Raw genomic sequence first — 11,910 nt, forward strand, 5'->3', positions numbered from 1 at the left:
CGACGACCCCGGCGCCCGCCGCCTGGCCCGCGCCGCCCGCGCCCGCTCGGCGGGTCAGGCCCCCGCGGCCGCCTGGGCTGCCGCGGACCTGGGCGAGGAGGAGGAGTAGGCGACGGCCGACACGCCTTGCGCTAGATTGCTTTCTGGAGCCTCCAGCGCATGACCAAGCCATTCACGATCGACCTCGACCCGGAYCTCGACGATCAGGTCGCCGAGATCGCCCAGGCCATGGACCAGTCCAAGGCCTGGGTGGTCGAGCAGGCGGTTCGGGAATTCATCGCCATGCGTGACTGGCAGGCGGCGGCGATCGACGAGGGTATCCGCGCAGCCGACGCCGGCCAGTTCGCCGAGCATGACGCCGTGGTGGAATGGGTGGCCTCGTGGGGCGGGCCCAACGAAAAGCCCATGCCGAAGTGCGGCTAGTCTGGACGGCCCCCGCGCTGCGCGACCTTCGCTCGGCTCAGGCGTGGATAGCCACAGATCGACCGAGCGCCGCAGCAGCTCAAGTCATGCGGATCTTCGAGGCCGCGGGCGGTTTGACCACGTTCCCGCGCCAAGGCCGCATTGGGCGTCGGCCAGAGACACGCGAAATGGTCGTGCCAAAAACGCCTTTCCTGATCGCCTACCGCGTGCGGGAAGATCGCATCGAAATCCTGCGCGTCATGCATGGCGCACAACGCTGGCCTGAAAGCTTCTGACCCCCTACCCCGCCAGGATCGCCGCCAAGCCTTCGCGGTAGGTCGGATACCTGGGCCGCCAGCCGAGTTCGGCCTTGGCGAGGGCGTTCGAGACGCGCTTGTTCTCGGCGTAGAACCGGCGGGTGGCCGGCGACAGGCCCAGGGCGTTGAACGGCAGGTCCGGCGGGACCGGAACGCCCAGCAGGCGGGCGGCGTGCTCCATGACGTCCTGCGGCGGGGCCGGCTCGTCGTCGCACAGATTGTAGACCGCCCCGGCGCGGGGCTTCTCCAGCGAGGCCAGCAGTCCAGAGACGATGTCGTCGCGATGGATGCGGCTGAACACCTGGCCGGGCTTGACGATGCGACGCCCCTCGCCGGCCTTCAGGCGGTCGAAGGCGCTGCGGCCCGGGCCGTAGATGCCCGGCAGGCGGAAGGTGGCCACCGTCAGGCCCATGCCCCGGCAGACCTGGCGCCAGTCGCGCTCGGCCCCGACCCGGCGCGCGCCTTCGACCGACTGGGCTTTCAGCGGACTCGATTCGAACACCCAGCCCCCGTCGAAGTCGCCATAGACGCCGGTGGTCGACAGATAGCCGATCCAGTCGGGGAAGGCCTCGGCGGCGGCCAGGGCGGGAATCACCGCCTCCAGCGCCGGACAGCCCTCGCCGGTCGGCGGCGCGGTGACCAGCACGGCGTTCACGCCGCGCATCGCCTCGACCATGGCGGCCTTGTCGTCGGGATCGACGGCGGAGAAGCCCAGGGCCTCGACGGCGGCCCGCGCCTGCGGCGTGCGGCCCGTGGCGCTCACCGACCAGCCGCGCGCGGCCAGAGATTCGGCGAAGGCGGCGCCGACATAGCCCAATCCGAACACGAACAGACGCAAACCCAGAGCCCCGCCCCTCAAATCCAAGGGATCAATGAGCCGTCGAAACGGGCCTTTCCGCAAGTGCGGCATTCATCCCCAATGAAGTTGCGCGACAGTGCTTGCCAAGCGCGGAACGCTCTGCCATAAGCCGCCTCCTCGTCGCGGGGCGCTGTTTTCAGCCTCTTCGATGCGGGCGTAGCTCAGTGGTAGAGCGCCACCTTGCCAAGGTGGATGTCGAGAGTTCGAATCTCTTCGCCCGCTCCATTCCCTCCCTTTGGGAGACGGATGGACGAGACAAGAAAATCGGTGCGCGGGCGTAGCTCAGTGGTAGAGCGCCACCTTGCCAAGGTGGATGTCGAGAGTTCGAATCTCTTCGCCCGCTCCATTTTCTTACCTTTCCTCACATTCTGATCCGGATGCGAAGCGGGGCCGTTTGGCCCGGCGGCAAATCCTGCTCTAACCTCCCGTCGGTTCATTCCGGGGAGCGTCCATGCGTCACCATCTTCTTCGCCTCGCCGCCGGCGCGGCCCTGTCGGCCGTGCTGCTGGCCAGCGGCGCGCACGCCTCGCAGGCGACCGCCTCGACCCAGCTGACGCAGGCCGTGAAGGCCTATGAGTCGGTGTCGGGCGCCGAGGACGAGGAAAGCGGTTCGGACGCCGCCCGCTGGCGCCTGCCGCCCGTCGGCCCCAAGGCCGACGCCGACCGCAAGGCCAAGTACGAGAAGGCCAAGGCGCTGCTGGCCGGCGTCGACGCCTCCGGCCTGTCGGACGACGAGAAGCTGACCCGCCAGATCCTGGCCTGGAGCCTCGACGACAAGCTCACGGGCCTGTCGTTCGACGAGAGCCGCATGCCGTTCAGCAGCGACGGCGGTTTCGACGTCACCCTGCTCTATCGCGCCAGCAGCGCGCGCCTGAAGGACGAGGCCGAAGCCAGAAAGTGGATCGCCCTGCTGGCCCAGGCCCCCGACTGGTACGCCGCCAACATCGCCGAGGCCCGGCGCGGGGTCGCCTCGGGCTTCGTGCACACGAAGATGACCGCCCAGTCGGTGCTGGAGCGCGCCCAGCGCACGGCCGCCACGCCGCTGGCCGAGGATCCGCTGCTGGCGCCGCTGCGCGCCCTGCCCGCCAGCTTGCCGGCCGATCGCAAGGCGGCCTTGATCGCCGAGGGCGAGGCGGTGCTGAAGGCCAAGGTCGCCCCGGCCCGCGCCAGCTTCGTCGCCTTCATGCAGGACGAATATCTGCCCAAGGCCGCCACGAGCCTGGCGGCCGGCGACCTGCCCGACGGCAAGCGCTATTACGCCTTCCTGGTCAAGCGCTACACGACCACCGACATGACCCCCGACCAGGTTCACGAGATCGGCCAGGCCGAGGTGGCCCGCATTCGCGCGCGGATGGAGACGGTGATGAAGCAGGCCGACTTCAAGGGCGACCTGCCGGCCTTCCTGACCTTCCTGCGCACCGATCCGCGCTTCTACGCCACCAGCCGCCAGCAACTGCTGGAGAAGGCCAGCGAGATCGCCAAGCGCGCCGACGACCAGCTGCCGGCCCACTTCGGAACCCTGCCGCGCCTGACCTACGGCGTGCGCCCCGTGCCGGCCAGCATCGAGAAGGGCTACACCACCGGCCGCTATTTCGGCGGCGACCCCAAGGCCGGCCGCGCCGGGGGGCTGATGATCAACACCTCCGACCTCGACCAGCGCGGGCTCTACGAGCTGCCGGCCCTGGTGCTGCACGAGGGCGCGCCGGGCCACCACATCCAGACCTCGCTGGCCCAGGAGCAGACCGGCCCCGAGTTCCGCAAGAACCTCTATTTCAGCGCCTTCGGCGAGGGCTGGGGGCTCTATTCGGAGTGGCTGGGCGAGGAGATGGGCATCTATCGCGACCCCTACGAGCTGTTCGGCCGCCTGTCCTACGAGATGTGGCGCGCCTGCCGTCTGGTGGCCGACACCGGCATGCACTGGAAGGGCTGGAGCCTGGAGCAGGCCCGCGCCTGCTTCACCGAGAACAGCGCCCTGTCCTCGACCAACATCGAGGTCGAACTGAAGCGCTACGTCTCCTGGCCCGGCCAGGCGCTGTCGTACAAGATCGGCGAGCTGAAGATCCTGGAACTGCGCAAGCGCGCCGAGACCGCCCTCGGCCCGAAGTTCGACGAGCGCGCCTTCCACGACCTGGTGCTGCTGGGCGGCTCGACGCCGCTGGCGGTGCTGGAGGCGCGGACGGACGCGTGGATCGCCGCGCGAAAATAAACGCCAAGCTGCGCCACGTCCCGGGGTTGACCCCATCGTCGCCCCGGGCCGAACCTCCCCGCCTGCATAAAAAGGGAGGTTTCATGTCCTACGCCTCGAAGCTCGCGATCGGCGGCGCCCTGTTGCTGGCGCTTTCGGCCTGCTCCGACCAGAAGGCGGCCACGAGCGACGCCTCGGCCAAGCCGGCCGGCGAAACCGCTGCGGCGCCGGCCGCCGCCAAGCCGCCCGCCGATCTTCCGGCCGGCGACTACACGCTGGACAAGACCCACGCCGACCTCAGCTTCAAGGTCAATCACCTGGGCTTTTCCTGGTACACGGCGCGCTTCTCCGACTTCGACGCCAAGCTGACGCTGGACCCCAAGGCGCCCGAGCGCGCCCATGTCGAAGCCAGCATCAAGACGAGTTCGCTGCTGCTGCCCGCGCCGCCCGCCGGGTTCACCGAAGAGCTTCTGGGCAAGGACTGGCTGGACGCGGCCAAGTACCCCGCCATCACCTTCCGCTCGACCAAGGTGGCCAGCACCGGCCCCGACACCGCCGACGTCACCGGCGACCTGACGCTGCACGGGGTGACCAAGCCGGTCACGCTGAAGGCGAAGTTCAATGGCGGCTATGCCGGCTTCCCGCCCATGGACCCCAACGCCCGCATCGGCTTCTCGCTGACCGGCAGCTTCAAGCGCTCAGACTTCGGCGTCTCCTACGGCGTGCCGAAACCCGGCTCGACCATGGGCGTCGGCGACGAGGTGCAGGTGGCCATCGAGGCCGAGATGCTCAAGCCCAACCCGCCGACCGCGGCCGCCGCGCCGGCGCCGGGTCAACCGTGACGAAGGCGCCTATCCCCGTAGGCGGAGGGGGATAGGCGACCCCCCCTGCGCAATACAATCAGTGGTTTAGATTTTCACTGGACGCGCGAAATAGGAAAGTTATCCTACAGGAGGAATATCAGCCTAGGCTGATGCTCATGGGCGTCATTGGGGGCGCCGCTCTTGAGGGACCGTCATGCTCGCTCAAATCCTGGAGGAGGCCTGGGCGATCTCGCCCGATCCGCGCCGCGACCGGCTGGCCGCGGCTTTCGTGACCCACGCCGTGGCCCTGGCCACCGGGGTCGCGCCGGTCGACATCACTTCGGACAAGCGCACTCACAAGTCGGCCGCCCGTGCGCGGCAGATCTCGATCTACCTGGCGCACGTGATCTTTCACTGGCCGCTGACACGGGTGGCGTTCGCCTTCGGCCGCGACCGCACCACCTGCGCCCACGCCTGTCACCGCATCGAGGACCTGCGCGAGGACCGGGTGTTCGACGCCCGCATGACGGCCCTGGAGGCCTGCGTGCGTCAGGCGCCCGAAACCATTCCGGACTTGGCCGGCATGGAGTTCCAACGCGCGGGGCTGGGCCGATGAGCGCCGCCGCCGTCTTGGAACGCGACCTGGAGGCCGAACACCTGGCCGACCGCGCCGCCCGCCTGCTGGCCCGCGCCGGCTCGGTGATCGAGGCCAGGGACGAGGCCTACGCCGTGCGCTTCGCGCGCGGCCGCCGCCCCATGCTGGTCATCGACGAAGCCGCCTTCCGCAAGCTGTCGTCCCGCCTGCTGCCTCGTGGCGACGGCGGCTGGCGGCTGGCGCCGCGGGTCCCCTCCCCGCCACCGGGACGCCCCGGCTTCGTCGAGGGCGAAAAGACCGTGACCCAGCCCGACGGTAGGGCGACCACCCACCGCGCCAATCTTGGTGAGGCGCCGCTGGACTGGCTGTTCCGACGCCGGCACATCACCGCCGCCGAACGGAACGCCGGCGAGAAGCTGTCGGCCGACGCCCACGCCTCGGGGATCATCGGCCGCCTCACCATGCGCTGGGATCCGGCGCCGCGCTCGGGCGGCGGCTCGCGGCTGGAGCCCATGGAGCGCGCCTACGCCGCTCGCCAGCGCCTGGGCCGGGCCATGGAGGCCGTCGGGTCCGAGGCCATGCCAATCCTGACCCTGATCTGTCTCACCGGCACGTCGCTGCAAGGAACCGAGGTCGCCCTGGGCATGCGGCCCAGAACGGGCAAGGCCGCCCTGAAGGCGGCCCTGCAGCGCCTTGCGGCGCACTACGGAATGGCGTGAAGCCTACGACGCGACGGCGTGCTTGATGTCGCGCATCTGGTCGTGGCCGGCCTTGACCTTGGCGTAGGCGGCCTCGATGGCGCGGCGGGTCTCGGGCTGCACGTCGGTGTCGCCCAGAGCCTTCTCGTACTTGGCCTTGATGTGGTCCTCGCCGTCCTCGACGGTCTTGACCACCGCCTCGTCGCCCTTGGTCAGGGCGTCGCGAACATTAAGGAACACACGGTGGGCGGCGGCCAGGATGCTGCCGTCGTCGTCCGGCGTCCCGCCCAGGCGGCGAACCTCGGCCTGCAGGTCGGCGACGATGGCGCGACGCTCCTGGGCGCGCGACTGGAACAGGGTCTTGAAGCGGCTGCTCTGCGCGTCCTTGGCGGCTTCCTCGTAGCCGTCGGCGCTGTCGATGGTGATCTCGACCAGGCCGTTGACGAGCTTGATGTGGTCTTCGTTGGTATGGGCCATTCTCGGGCTCCCTGCAGCTTTTCGTGGAAGGGACCGCAGCAACGCGGCCCCTTCGCGAAAGGCTCCAAGCAGGGCCTTACGGTTTCTTCGACTGCAGGAAGGTCCAGGCCGTGCCAGCCGCCGTCAGGGTGGCCGCGCGGGTGCGCTTGTTGATCAGCAGGCCGGCCAGCACCGCACCGCCCAGCACGGCCAGGCCCAGCGGCACGGTGCGGCCGCCCAGCTGCACCTGGCGGCCGGCGATGCTGAGGCCCTTCTTGGGCGGCGCGCCGACGGCGTAGTCGGGGATCGGCGCCTGGGGGTCCATGGGCTTGGACTGGTGATCGAGGAAGTTCGAGACCTTGTCCGACAGCGTGTCGATCAGGCTCTGGCGGGCGCGGGCCGGGCCGGCGCCGTTGGTCTTGCCGGTGTTGAGCGTGGGGTCGTAGGCGACCATGGCGTCTGTCTCCATGTCCTGGGGAAGGGGTCGGAGAGATAACGCCGTGCGGGCGAGGGCGATCCGTCAGGGCTCGCGCGGGGGCCTTGGCGGCACGGTCGCGCCCACGTGATCGATGCCCAGCTCCAGGGCCCGCGCGGCCTGGCGCTGGCGCTCGGCGTAGCGGGCCTTCTGGTCCTCGCTGCGGCTGTCGTGGCAGCGCGGACAGGCCACGCCCTCGACGTACAGCGGCGAGGCCCGATCGGCCTCAGACACCGGCATCCGGCAGCCCCGGCACAGGGCGTGCGTGCCTTGCGACAGGCCGTGGCCGACGGCCACCCGCTCGTCGAACACGAAGCACTCGCCGCGCCACAGGCTCTCGTCGCGAGGCACCGTCTCCAGGTAGTTCAGGATCCCGCCCTTGAGGTGGAACACCTCGTCGACGCCGCGCGCCTTCAGCAGCGCGGTCGACTTCTCGCAGCGGATGCCGCCGGTGCAGAACATCGCCACCTTGGGGGCCGGCGCGGCCGGGTCCCAGGTCTGGCGAAAGGCGTCGAACCAGGCGGGGAAGTCGGCGAAGCTGGGCGTCTTGGGGTCGATCGCCCCCTCGAACGTGCCGCAATCGACCTCGTAGCCGTTGCGGGTGTCGATGACGATGACGTCGTCCCGCGCGATCAGGGCGTTCCAGTCGGCCGGATCGACGTGGACGCCGTGGTTGCGCGCCGGATCGAGGTCGGGCTCGCCCAGGGTGACGATCTCGGCCTTCACCTTGACCTTCAGCCGATGGAACGGCGGAGCCTCGGCGTCGGCGAACTTCAGCTCCAGCGTCTCACAGCCCGGCAGCGCGCGGATATGGGCGATCACCGCGTCGATCGCCTGCGGCGTTCCGGCGATGGTGCCGTTGATCCCCTCGCGGGCCAGCAGCAGCGTGCCCCTGACCTTCAGGCCGCAGCACAGCTTGGCGAGATCGGCCTGGATGGCTTGCGGGTCGTCGAAGGTCGCGAAGCGGTAGAGGGCGGCGATACGCCAGGGCGAGGTCATGGGCGGGCCATAGAAGATCGGACGGGTCTGCTCAAGCACGGCCGGAACCAAGCGCGCATAACGCGGGTTACCGGGCCATGAGCATACTGATCACCGTCATCATCGCCCTCGTGCTGCTTGGCCTGGCCCTCTACGCTGTCCAGCGCTCGCCGATCCCCTCGCCCGTGAACTGGCTGATCCAGCTTCTGCTGATCATCGTGGCCATCGTGTTCATCGGCAATCGGGCCGGGTTCTTCTAGGCCCCCGCCAGCGCCGCCGCGTCGCGCTGGATGCGGGCGACCATCGACTTGAGGCCGTTGGAGCGCTGCGAAGACAGCGCTTCCGACAGCCCCAGGCGCGCCATGGCCGCCGAAGCGTCGAAGGCGGCGATGTCCCTGGCCTGCGCGCCCGAATAGAGCCGCAGCACCACGGCGATCAGGCCGCTGACGATATGGGCGTCGCTGTCGCCGCGAAAGCGCACGGTTCCATCGGCCTGCGGCTCGGTGACCAGCCAGACCTGGCTGGCGCAGCCGCGCACCTTGTTCTCTTCGGAGTGCTCCTCGGCGCTCAGCGGCTCGAGGTCCTTGCCCAGCTCGATCACGTAGCGATAGCGCTCTTCCCAATCGCCGAGCATTTCGAACTCGTCGGCGAGATCGTTGAGGGCGGCGTCGATGGGGCTGGTGCTCATGGCGCGGCATCTAGGCGGGCCGCGCCCTTGATGCAAGCCGTCAGGAGCCGGGCAAGCACACGATCGCCGTCAGCCCCTGCCCCGGCGCCGACTTCAGGCGCAGCGAGCCGTTCATCGCCCGGGTCAGCAGGTCGACGATCGGCAGGCCAAGACCCACCCCCTCGCCGGTACGGGTGAGAGACGCCCCGCCCCCCTGCTCGAACGGCCGCAGCAGGCGCGGCAGGTCGGCGGCGTCGACGCCCTCGCCCTGGTCGCGGATCGAGATCTCGACCATGCCGCCGGCGACTCGCTCGGCCTCGATGGTCACCACCCCGTCGCGCGGCGAATGGGCGACGGCGTTCTGCATCAGGTTGGAGAGGATGGTGCGCAGGCCCCGGCGATCGGCCAGCACGCCCGGCATGCCCACCAGATCCGGCGCGCTGAGCGCCACGCCCCGCGCCTCGCACTCGGCCCGCAGCTGGGCCATCACGTCCTCGACCGCCTCGTCCAGGGGCTCGGCGGCGACGTCCAGGTCGGTGACGTGGCCTTCCAGGCGCGCGATCTCGACGATCTGGTTGACGAGCTTGAGCAGCTTGAGGCCGCTCTCGTGCACCAGCTTGGCGTATTCCTTGTACTGCGGCGAGCCGAGCGGCCCGTAGAGCTCGCTGGCGAGAATTTCCGAAAAGCCGATGACCGCGTTCAGGGGCGTGCGCAGCTCGTGGCTGACCATGCGCAGGAAGGAACGCTTCTGATCGTCGAGGGCGGCCTTGCGGCGCGCGCGGGCGGCGGCGCGGCGAAACGTCGCGGTGGGGCCTTCGGCGCCCCTCTGCGCACCGCGCGAATCAGCCCCAGCCACGCTTTCGGCGGGCTCTTCGGCTGTGAACGAAGCGTCCGCGGACGCCGTCTGAGACATATGAAACTCCCGGACCTTCTGTCCGCAAAGGCATTCTGTGCCACCCTGAACCAACCCGCTTACGAAACCGTTTCCGTCCACAAGAAGCTGGACTCGCCCGGTCGCCCCACAATTGTGCGCGCTTGGGGGATCGGCCGAAGCGGGGTTAGGATTCACCAATAACGAACCTTTTGAGGCGGACCCGCCCCCTTGGACATCAACCCGGTGCAGCCGCGGCAGGATGAAGCCGCTCTTCGCCCCGCGCTCGGCGCGGGCGAGACGGCGCGCGCCTGGCGTCTGGGCTGGCTGGCCGCGGCCCTGCTGGCCGGCGGGGCGGTGGCCTTCACCCCGGGCTCGACCGGCTGGCCGATCTGGACCGCCCTGCTGGCCGGGGCCCTGCCCGCCATCGCCGCCCTGCTGCTGGGCGACAGCGAGGACGAACGCACCCAATCGATGCTGCTGGTCGGCTGGGCCGCCGGCGGCGCGATCGCCGCGGCCCTGACCGGCGGCGTCTCCGGCGCGATGAGCGCCTGGTGCCTGGCGCCCGTCGCCGCCGCCTCGACCCTGGCGGCCCCGCGCCGCCTGGCCGAGGGCGCGGCCCTGGCCCTGATCGGCGGCGCCATGGCCGCCCTGACCCAGCTGTCGGGCCTGGCCCCGCCGCCGCCCACCGGCCCCACCGCCTTCATCCTCGGCTTCCTGGCCGTCGCCACCACCGGTCTTGGCCTCGCCGCCGGCCTGATGCTGACCCACCGCCGGGCCGGCGAGCGCGACGTGCGCAATCTGTCGGAACTGACGGCCCTGTCGACCCTGCTGGACGGCCTGCCGTTCCTGGCCTTCGTCGTCACCCTGCAGGGCCGGGTGCGCACCGTGCGCGGCGTGGCGCCGGAGGGCGCGGCGCTGGACAGGATCATGATCGACGGCCTGTCGCACGCCGCCGTCGTGGGCGAGCGCCCCCGCATCGACTTCGCCCTGGGCCAGGCCCTGCGCGAGCACCAGGCCGTGCTCACCTTCCCGGCCGCCGAGGCCCCGGAAAAGACCCTGTCGCTGACCCTGCGCCGCGTCGGGCCGGGCATGCTGGTCGGCGTGCTGCGCGACGTCACCGCCGAGACCCGCCACCTGCAGCAGCTGGACCAGGCGCGCAACGACGCCGAGCAGCTGGCCGCCGGCCGCGCCCGTTTCCTGGCCAATATGAGCCACGAGCTGCGCACGCCGCTGAACGCCATCATGGGCTTCTCCGACATCATGCGCGCCCGCATGTTCGGCCCCCTGACCGACCGCTACGGCGAGTATGCCGAGCTGATCCACGAAAGCGGCCGCCACCTCTTGGACCTGATCAACGACGTGCTCGACATGTCGAAGATCGAGGCCGAGCGCTTCGAGCTGTCGCGCGGCGAGTTCGACGCCCGCGAGGCCGTCAACGCCGCCATGCGCCTGCTGCGCGTGCAGGCCGACAGCGTGGGCGTGCAGCTGCGCGGCGTGCTGCCGCCCAATGAGCTGGACGTCGACGCCGACCGTCGCGCCCTCAAGCAGATCGTCCTCAACCTGGTCTCCAACGCCCTGAAGTTCACCCCGCGCGGCGGCCAGGTGACGGTGACCGCCGACGGTCATGACGGCATGCTGGAGATCGTGGTGGCCGACACCGGCGTCGGCATCAGCCCCGAGGACCTCGAGCGCCTGGGCCGCCCCTACGAGCAGGCCGGCGGCGTCGACCAGCGCGCCAAGGGCACGGGCCTTGGCCTGTCGCTGGTGCGGGCCTTCGCCCAGCTGCACGGCGGCGAGATGCACGTCGAAAGCCGCCTGGGCGCAGGCACCAGCGTCTCGGTGCGCATGCCCATCCTGCTGGCCGCCCCCAAGGCCCCCGAGAAGCCCGAAAGCCCCACGGCCACCGCCGACGCCATGGAGCCGCTGTTCGCGCCCTCCCCGGACGGCCAGGCCTCCGAAGAGCCCTTCCTGGGCGAGAACGTCATCCGCTTCGCCCCGCCGCGCTGAGGCGCGGTTCGGCCTCAAGGTGCTCCCCCTGAAGGGGGAGCTGTCGGCGAAGCCGACTGAGGGGGAAGGGACTTCCCACGTCGGGGCCCGGCTCAGGCTCATCAGGAACTTCCCCCTCCGGCCCTTCGGGCTGCCTCCCCCACAGGGGGAGGGTCTTGGATCGGCGGACCTCCCCCCGTGGGGGAGGCAGCCCGAAGGCCGGTGGGGGGCCGGTTTCAGCTTTCGAGGCGGCGGCCGGTTTCGTAGTCGCTCCCCCCACCGATCGCTGCGCGATCGCCTCCCCCACGGGGGGGGTCCTTGAGGGTTGGGATCTTAACGCCGGCGCTAACCCCCTCCGGCCCTCCGGGCCACCTCCCCCAGAGGGGGAGGATCTATTGGCGCTGGCGCTCTTCAAGATGCTYCCCCTSTGGGGGAGCTGTCGCGGAGCGACTGAGGGGGSCGGCGCRGRCATGSGTTCTCRCACTCCCGTGGAAATCCACGAAAGCTGATGGGGAGGCGCGGAGCGGCCGGGCGGAGCCCGGRGACCGTAGGTTTGTTTAGCGTTTCGGCTTCGTCGACCGCTCCGCCGCGTCGTTATTCCGGAGGGCCGGAGGC

The 11,910-nt window shown here is 70.3% G+C and carries 14 protein-coding genes and 2 tRNA genes; 10 read left to right on the forward strand and 6 right to left on the reverse strand.

All coding sequences use genetic code 11. The features are described from left to right. Positions 1–159 precede the first annotated feature (159 nt). The gene (locus AC1DCG_RS24105) at positions 160–423 is read left to right on the forward strand and encodes a CopG family ribbon-helix-helix protein (RefSeq protein ID WP_477030226.1); all 264 of its coding nucleotides are present in this window, start codon (positions 160–162) and stop codon (positions 421–423) included. Next, positions 369–698 (forward strand): type II toxin-antitoxin system RelE/ParE family toxin, encoded by a 330-nt coding sequence (locus tag AC1DCG_RS24110; protein WP_477030227.1) that lies wholly within the window; start codon positions 369–371, stop codon positions 696–698. Before AC1DCG_RS24105 ends, AC1DCG_RS24110 begins: the two co-directional genes overlap by 55 nt. A gap of 4 nt (positions 699–702) precedes the next feature. Here the strand turns inward: AC1DCG_RS24110 and AC1DCG_RS24115 are convergent, their stop codons facing one another. Next, a complete protein-coding gene (locus AC1DCG_RS24115) occupies positions 703–1,557 on the reverse strand; it encodes an SDR family oxidoreductase (RefSeq protein WP_165257751.1) in 855 nt (284 codons plus the stop codon). A 171-nt stretch (positions 1,558–1,728) separates the two neighbouring features. Here AC1DCG_RS24115 and AC1DCG_RS24120 point away from each other — a divergent pair. From AC1DCG_RS24120 to AC1DCG_RS24145, 6 genes are all read left to right on the forward strand, one after another. Continuing rightward, positions 1,729–1,803 (forward strand) — tRNA-Gly (locus AC1DCG_RS24120). Between the two features lie 46 nt (positions 1,804–1,849). After that, positions 1,850–1,924: transfer RNA gene (locus AC1DCG_RS24125), tRNA-Gly, on the forward strand. 105 nt (positions 1,925–2,029) lie between these two features. Further along, on the forward strand, positions 2,030–3,784 hold the full coding sequence (locus AC1DCG_RS24130; RefSeq protein ID WP_477030228.1) for a DUF885 domain-containing protein: 1,755 nt from the start codon (positions 2,030–2,032) through the stop codon (positions 3,782–3,784). 83 nt (positions 3,785–3,867) lie between these two features. Beyond that, positions 3,868–4,605, forward strand: coding sequence for a YceI family protein (locus tag AC1DCG_RS24135; RefSeq protein WP_477036539.1), 738 nt, complete (start codon positions 3,868–3,870; stop codon positions 4,603–4,605). 175 nt (positions 4,606–4,780) lie between these two features. After that, the gene (locus tag AC1DCG_RS24140; RefSeq protein WP_477030230.1) at positions 4,781–5,182 is read left to right on the forward strand and encodes a helix-turn-helix domain-containing protein; all 402 of its coding nucleotides are present in this window, start codon (positions 4,781–4,783) and stop codon (positions 5,180–5,182) included. Then, entirely contained in the window at positions 5,179–5,880 is a 702-nt protein-coding gene (locus AC1DCG_RS24145; RefSeq protein ID WP_477030231.1) for a DUF6456 domain-containing protein, read from the forward strand. The genes AC1DCG_RS24140 and AC1DCG_RS24145 overlap by 4 nt, the downstream gene beginning before the upstream one ends. A gap of 3 nt (positions 5,881–5,883) precedes the next feature. On the opposite strand, the gene AC1DCG_RS24150 is transcribed toward AC1DCG_RS24145, so the two are convergent. From AC1DCG_RS24150 to trhO, 3 genes are all read right to left on the reverse strand, one after another. After that, positions 5,884–6,336, reverse strand: a complete 453-nt coding sequence (locus AC1DCG_RS24150) for a PA2169 family four-helix-bundle protein (protein ID WP_477030232.1) — start codon at positions 6,334–6,336, stop codon at positions 5,884–5,886. A gap of 76 nt (positions 6,337–6,412) precedes the next feature. Further along, on the reverse strand, positions 6,413–6,769 hold the full coding sequence (locus AC1DCG_RS24155) for a hypothetical protein (protein WP_477030233.1): 357 nt from the start codon (positions 6,767–6,769) through the stop codon (positions 6,413–6,415). A gap of 66 nt (positions 6,770–6,835) precedes the next feature. After that, positions 6,836–7,789, reverse strand: coding sequence for an oxygen-dependent tRNA uridine(34) hydroxylase TrhO (gene trhO / locus AC1DCG_RS24160; protein ID WP_477030239.1), 954 nt, complete (start codon positions 7,787–7,789; stop codon positions 6,836–6,838). Positions 7,790–7,866: 77 nt separating this feature from the next. Here trhO and AC1DCG_RS24165 point away from each other — a divergent pair, with 77 nt between their 5' ends. Then, a complete protein-coding gene (locus AC1DCG_RS24165; RefSeq protein WP_162839355.1) occupies positions 7,867–8,028 on the forward strand; it encodes a hypothetical protein in 162 nt (53 codons plus the stop codon). On the opposite strand, the gene AC1DCG_RS24170 is transcribed toward AC1DCG_RS24165, so the two are convergent. Then, positions 8,025–8,456 carry a SufE family protein gene (locus AC1DCG_RS24170; RefSeq protein WP_477030234.1) on the reverse strand — a complete coding sequence of 144 codons (432 nt, stop codon included), beginning with the start codon at positions 8,454–8,456 and terminating at the stop codon, positions 8,025–8,027. The two genes, AC1DCG_RS24165 and AC1DCG_RS24170, sit on opposite strands and share 4 nt — an antisense overlap. A gap of 40 nt (positions 8,457–8,496) precedes the next feature. Beyond that, entirely contained in the window at positions 8,497–9,348 is an 852-nt protein-coding gene (locus AC1DCG_RS24175; protein ID WP_477036540.1) for a sensor histidine kinase, read from the reverse strand. Between the two features lie 189 nt (positions 9,349–9,537). On the opposite strand from AC1DCG_RS24175, the gene divJ reads away from it, so the two are divergent. Further along, the gene (divJ, locus tag AC1DCG_RS24180; RefSeq protein WP_477030236.1) at positions 9,538–11,316 is read left to right on the forward strand and encodes a cell cycle sensor histidine kinase DivJ; all 1,779 of its coding nucleotides are present in this window, start codon (positions 9,538–9,540) and stop codon (positions 11,314–11,316) included. Positions 11,317–11,910: the final 594 nt, after the last annotated feature.

The sequence above is a fragment of the Caulobacter sp. 10L414 genome (genome assembly GCF_056395525.1).

Coding starts and splice junctions, on each gene's coding strand:
- AC1DCG_RS24110 (WP_477030227.1), top strand. CDS start 369: ATGGGTGGCCTCGTGGGGCGGGCCCAACGAAAAGCCCATGCCGAAGTG.
- AC1DCG_RS24145 (WP_477030231.1), top strand. CDS start 5,179: ATGAGCGCCGCCGCCGTCTTGGAACGCGACCTGGAGGCCGAACACCTG.
- AC1DCG_RS24165 (WP_162839355.1), top strand. CDS start 7,867: ATGAGCATACTGATCACCGTCATCATCGCCCTCGTGCTGCTTGGCCTG.
- AC1DCG_RS24130 (WP_477030228.1), top strand. CDS start 2,030: ATGCGTCACCATCTTCTTCGCCTCGCCGCCGGCGCGGCCCTGTCGGCC.
- AC1DCG_RS24155 (WP_477030233.1), bottom strand. CDS start 6,769: ATGGTCGCCTACGACCCCACGCTCAACACCGGCAAGACCAACGGCGCC.
- AC1DCG_RS24135 (WP_477036539.1), top strand. CDS start 3,868: ATGTCCTACGCCTCGAAGCTCGCGATCGGCGGCGCCCTGTTGCTGGCG.
- trhO (WP_477030239.1), bottom strand. CDS start 7,789: ATGACCTCGCCCTGGCGTATCGCCGCCCTCTACCGCTTCGCGACCTTC.
- AC1DCG_RS24150 (WP_477030232.1), bottom strand. CDS start 6,336: ATGGCCCATACCAACGAAGACCACATCAAGCTCGTCAACGGCCTGGTC.
- AC1DCG_RS24170 (WP_477030234.1), bottom strand. CDS start 8,456: ATGAGCACCAGCCCCATCGACGCCGCCCTCAACGATCTCGCCGACGAG.
- AC1DCG_RS24175 (WP_477036540.1), bottom strand. CDS start 9,348: ATGTCTCAGACGGCGTCCGCGGACGCTTCGTTCACAGCCGAAGAGCCC.
- AC1DCG_RS24140 (WP_477030230.1), top strand. CDS start 4,781: ATGCTCGCTCAAATCCTGGAGGAGGCCTGGGCGATCTCGCCCGATCCG.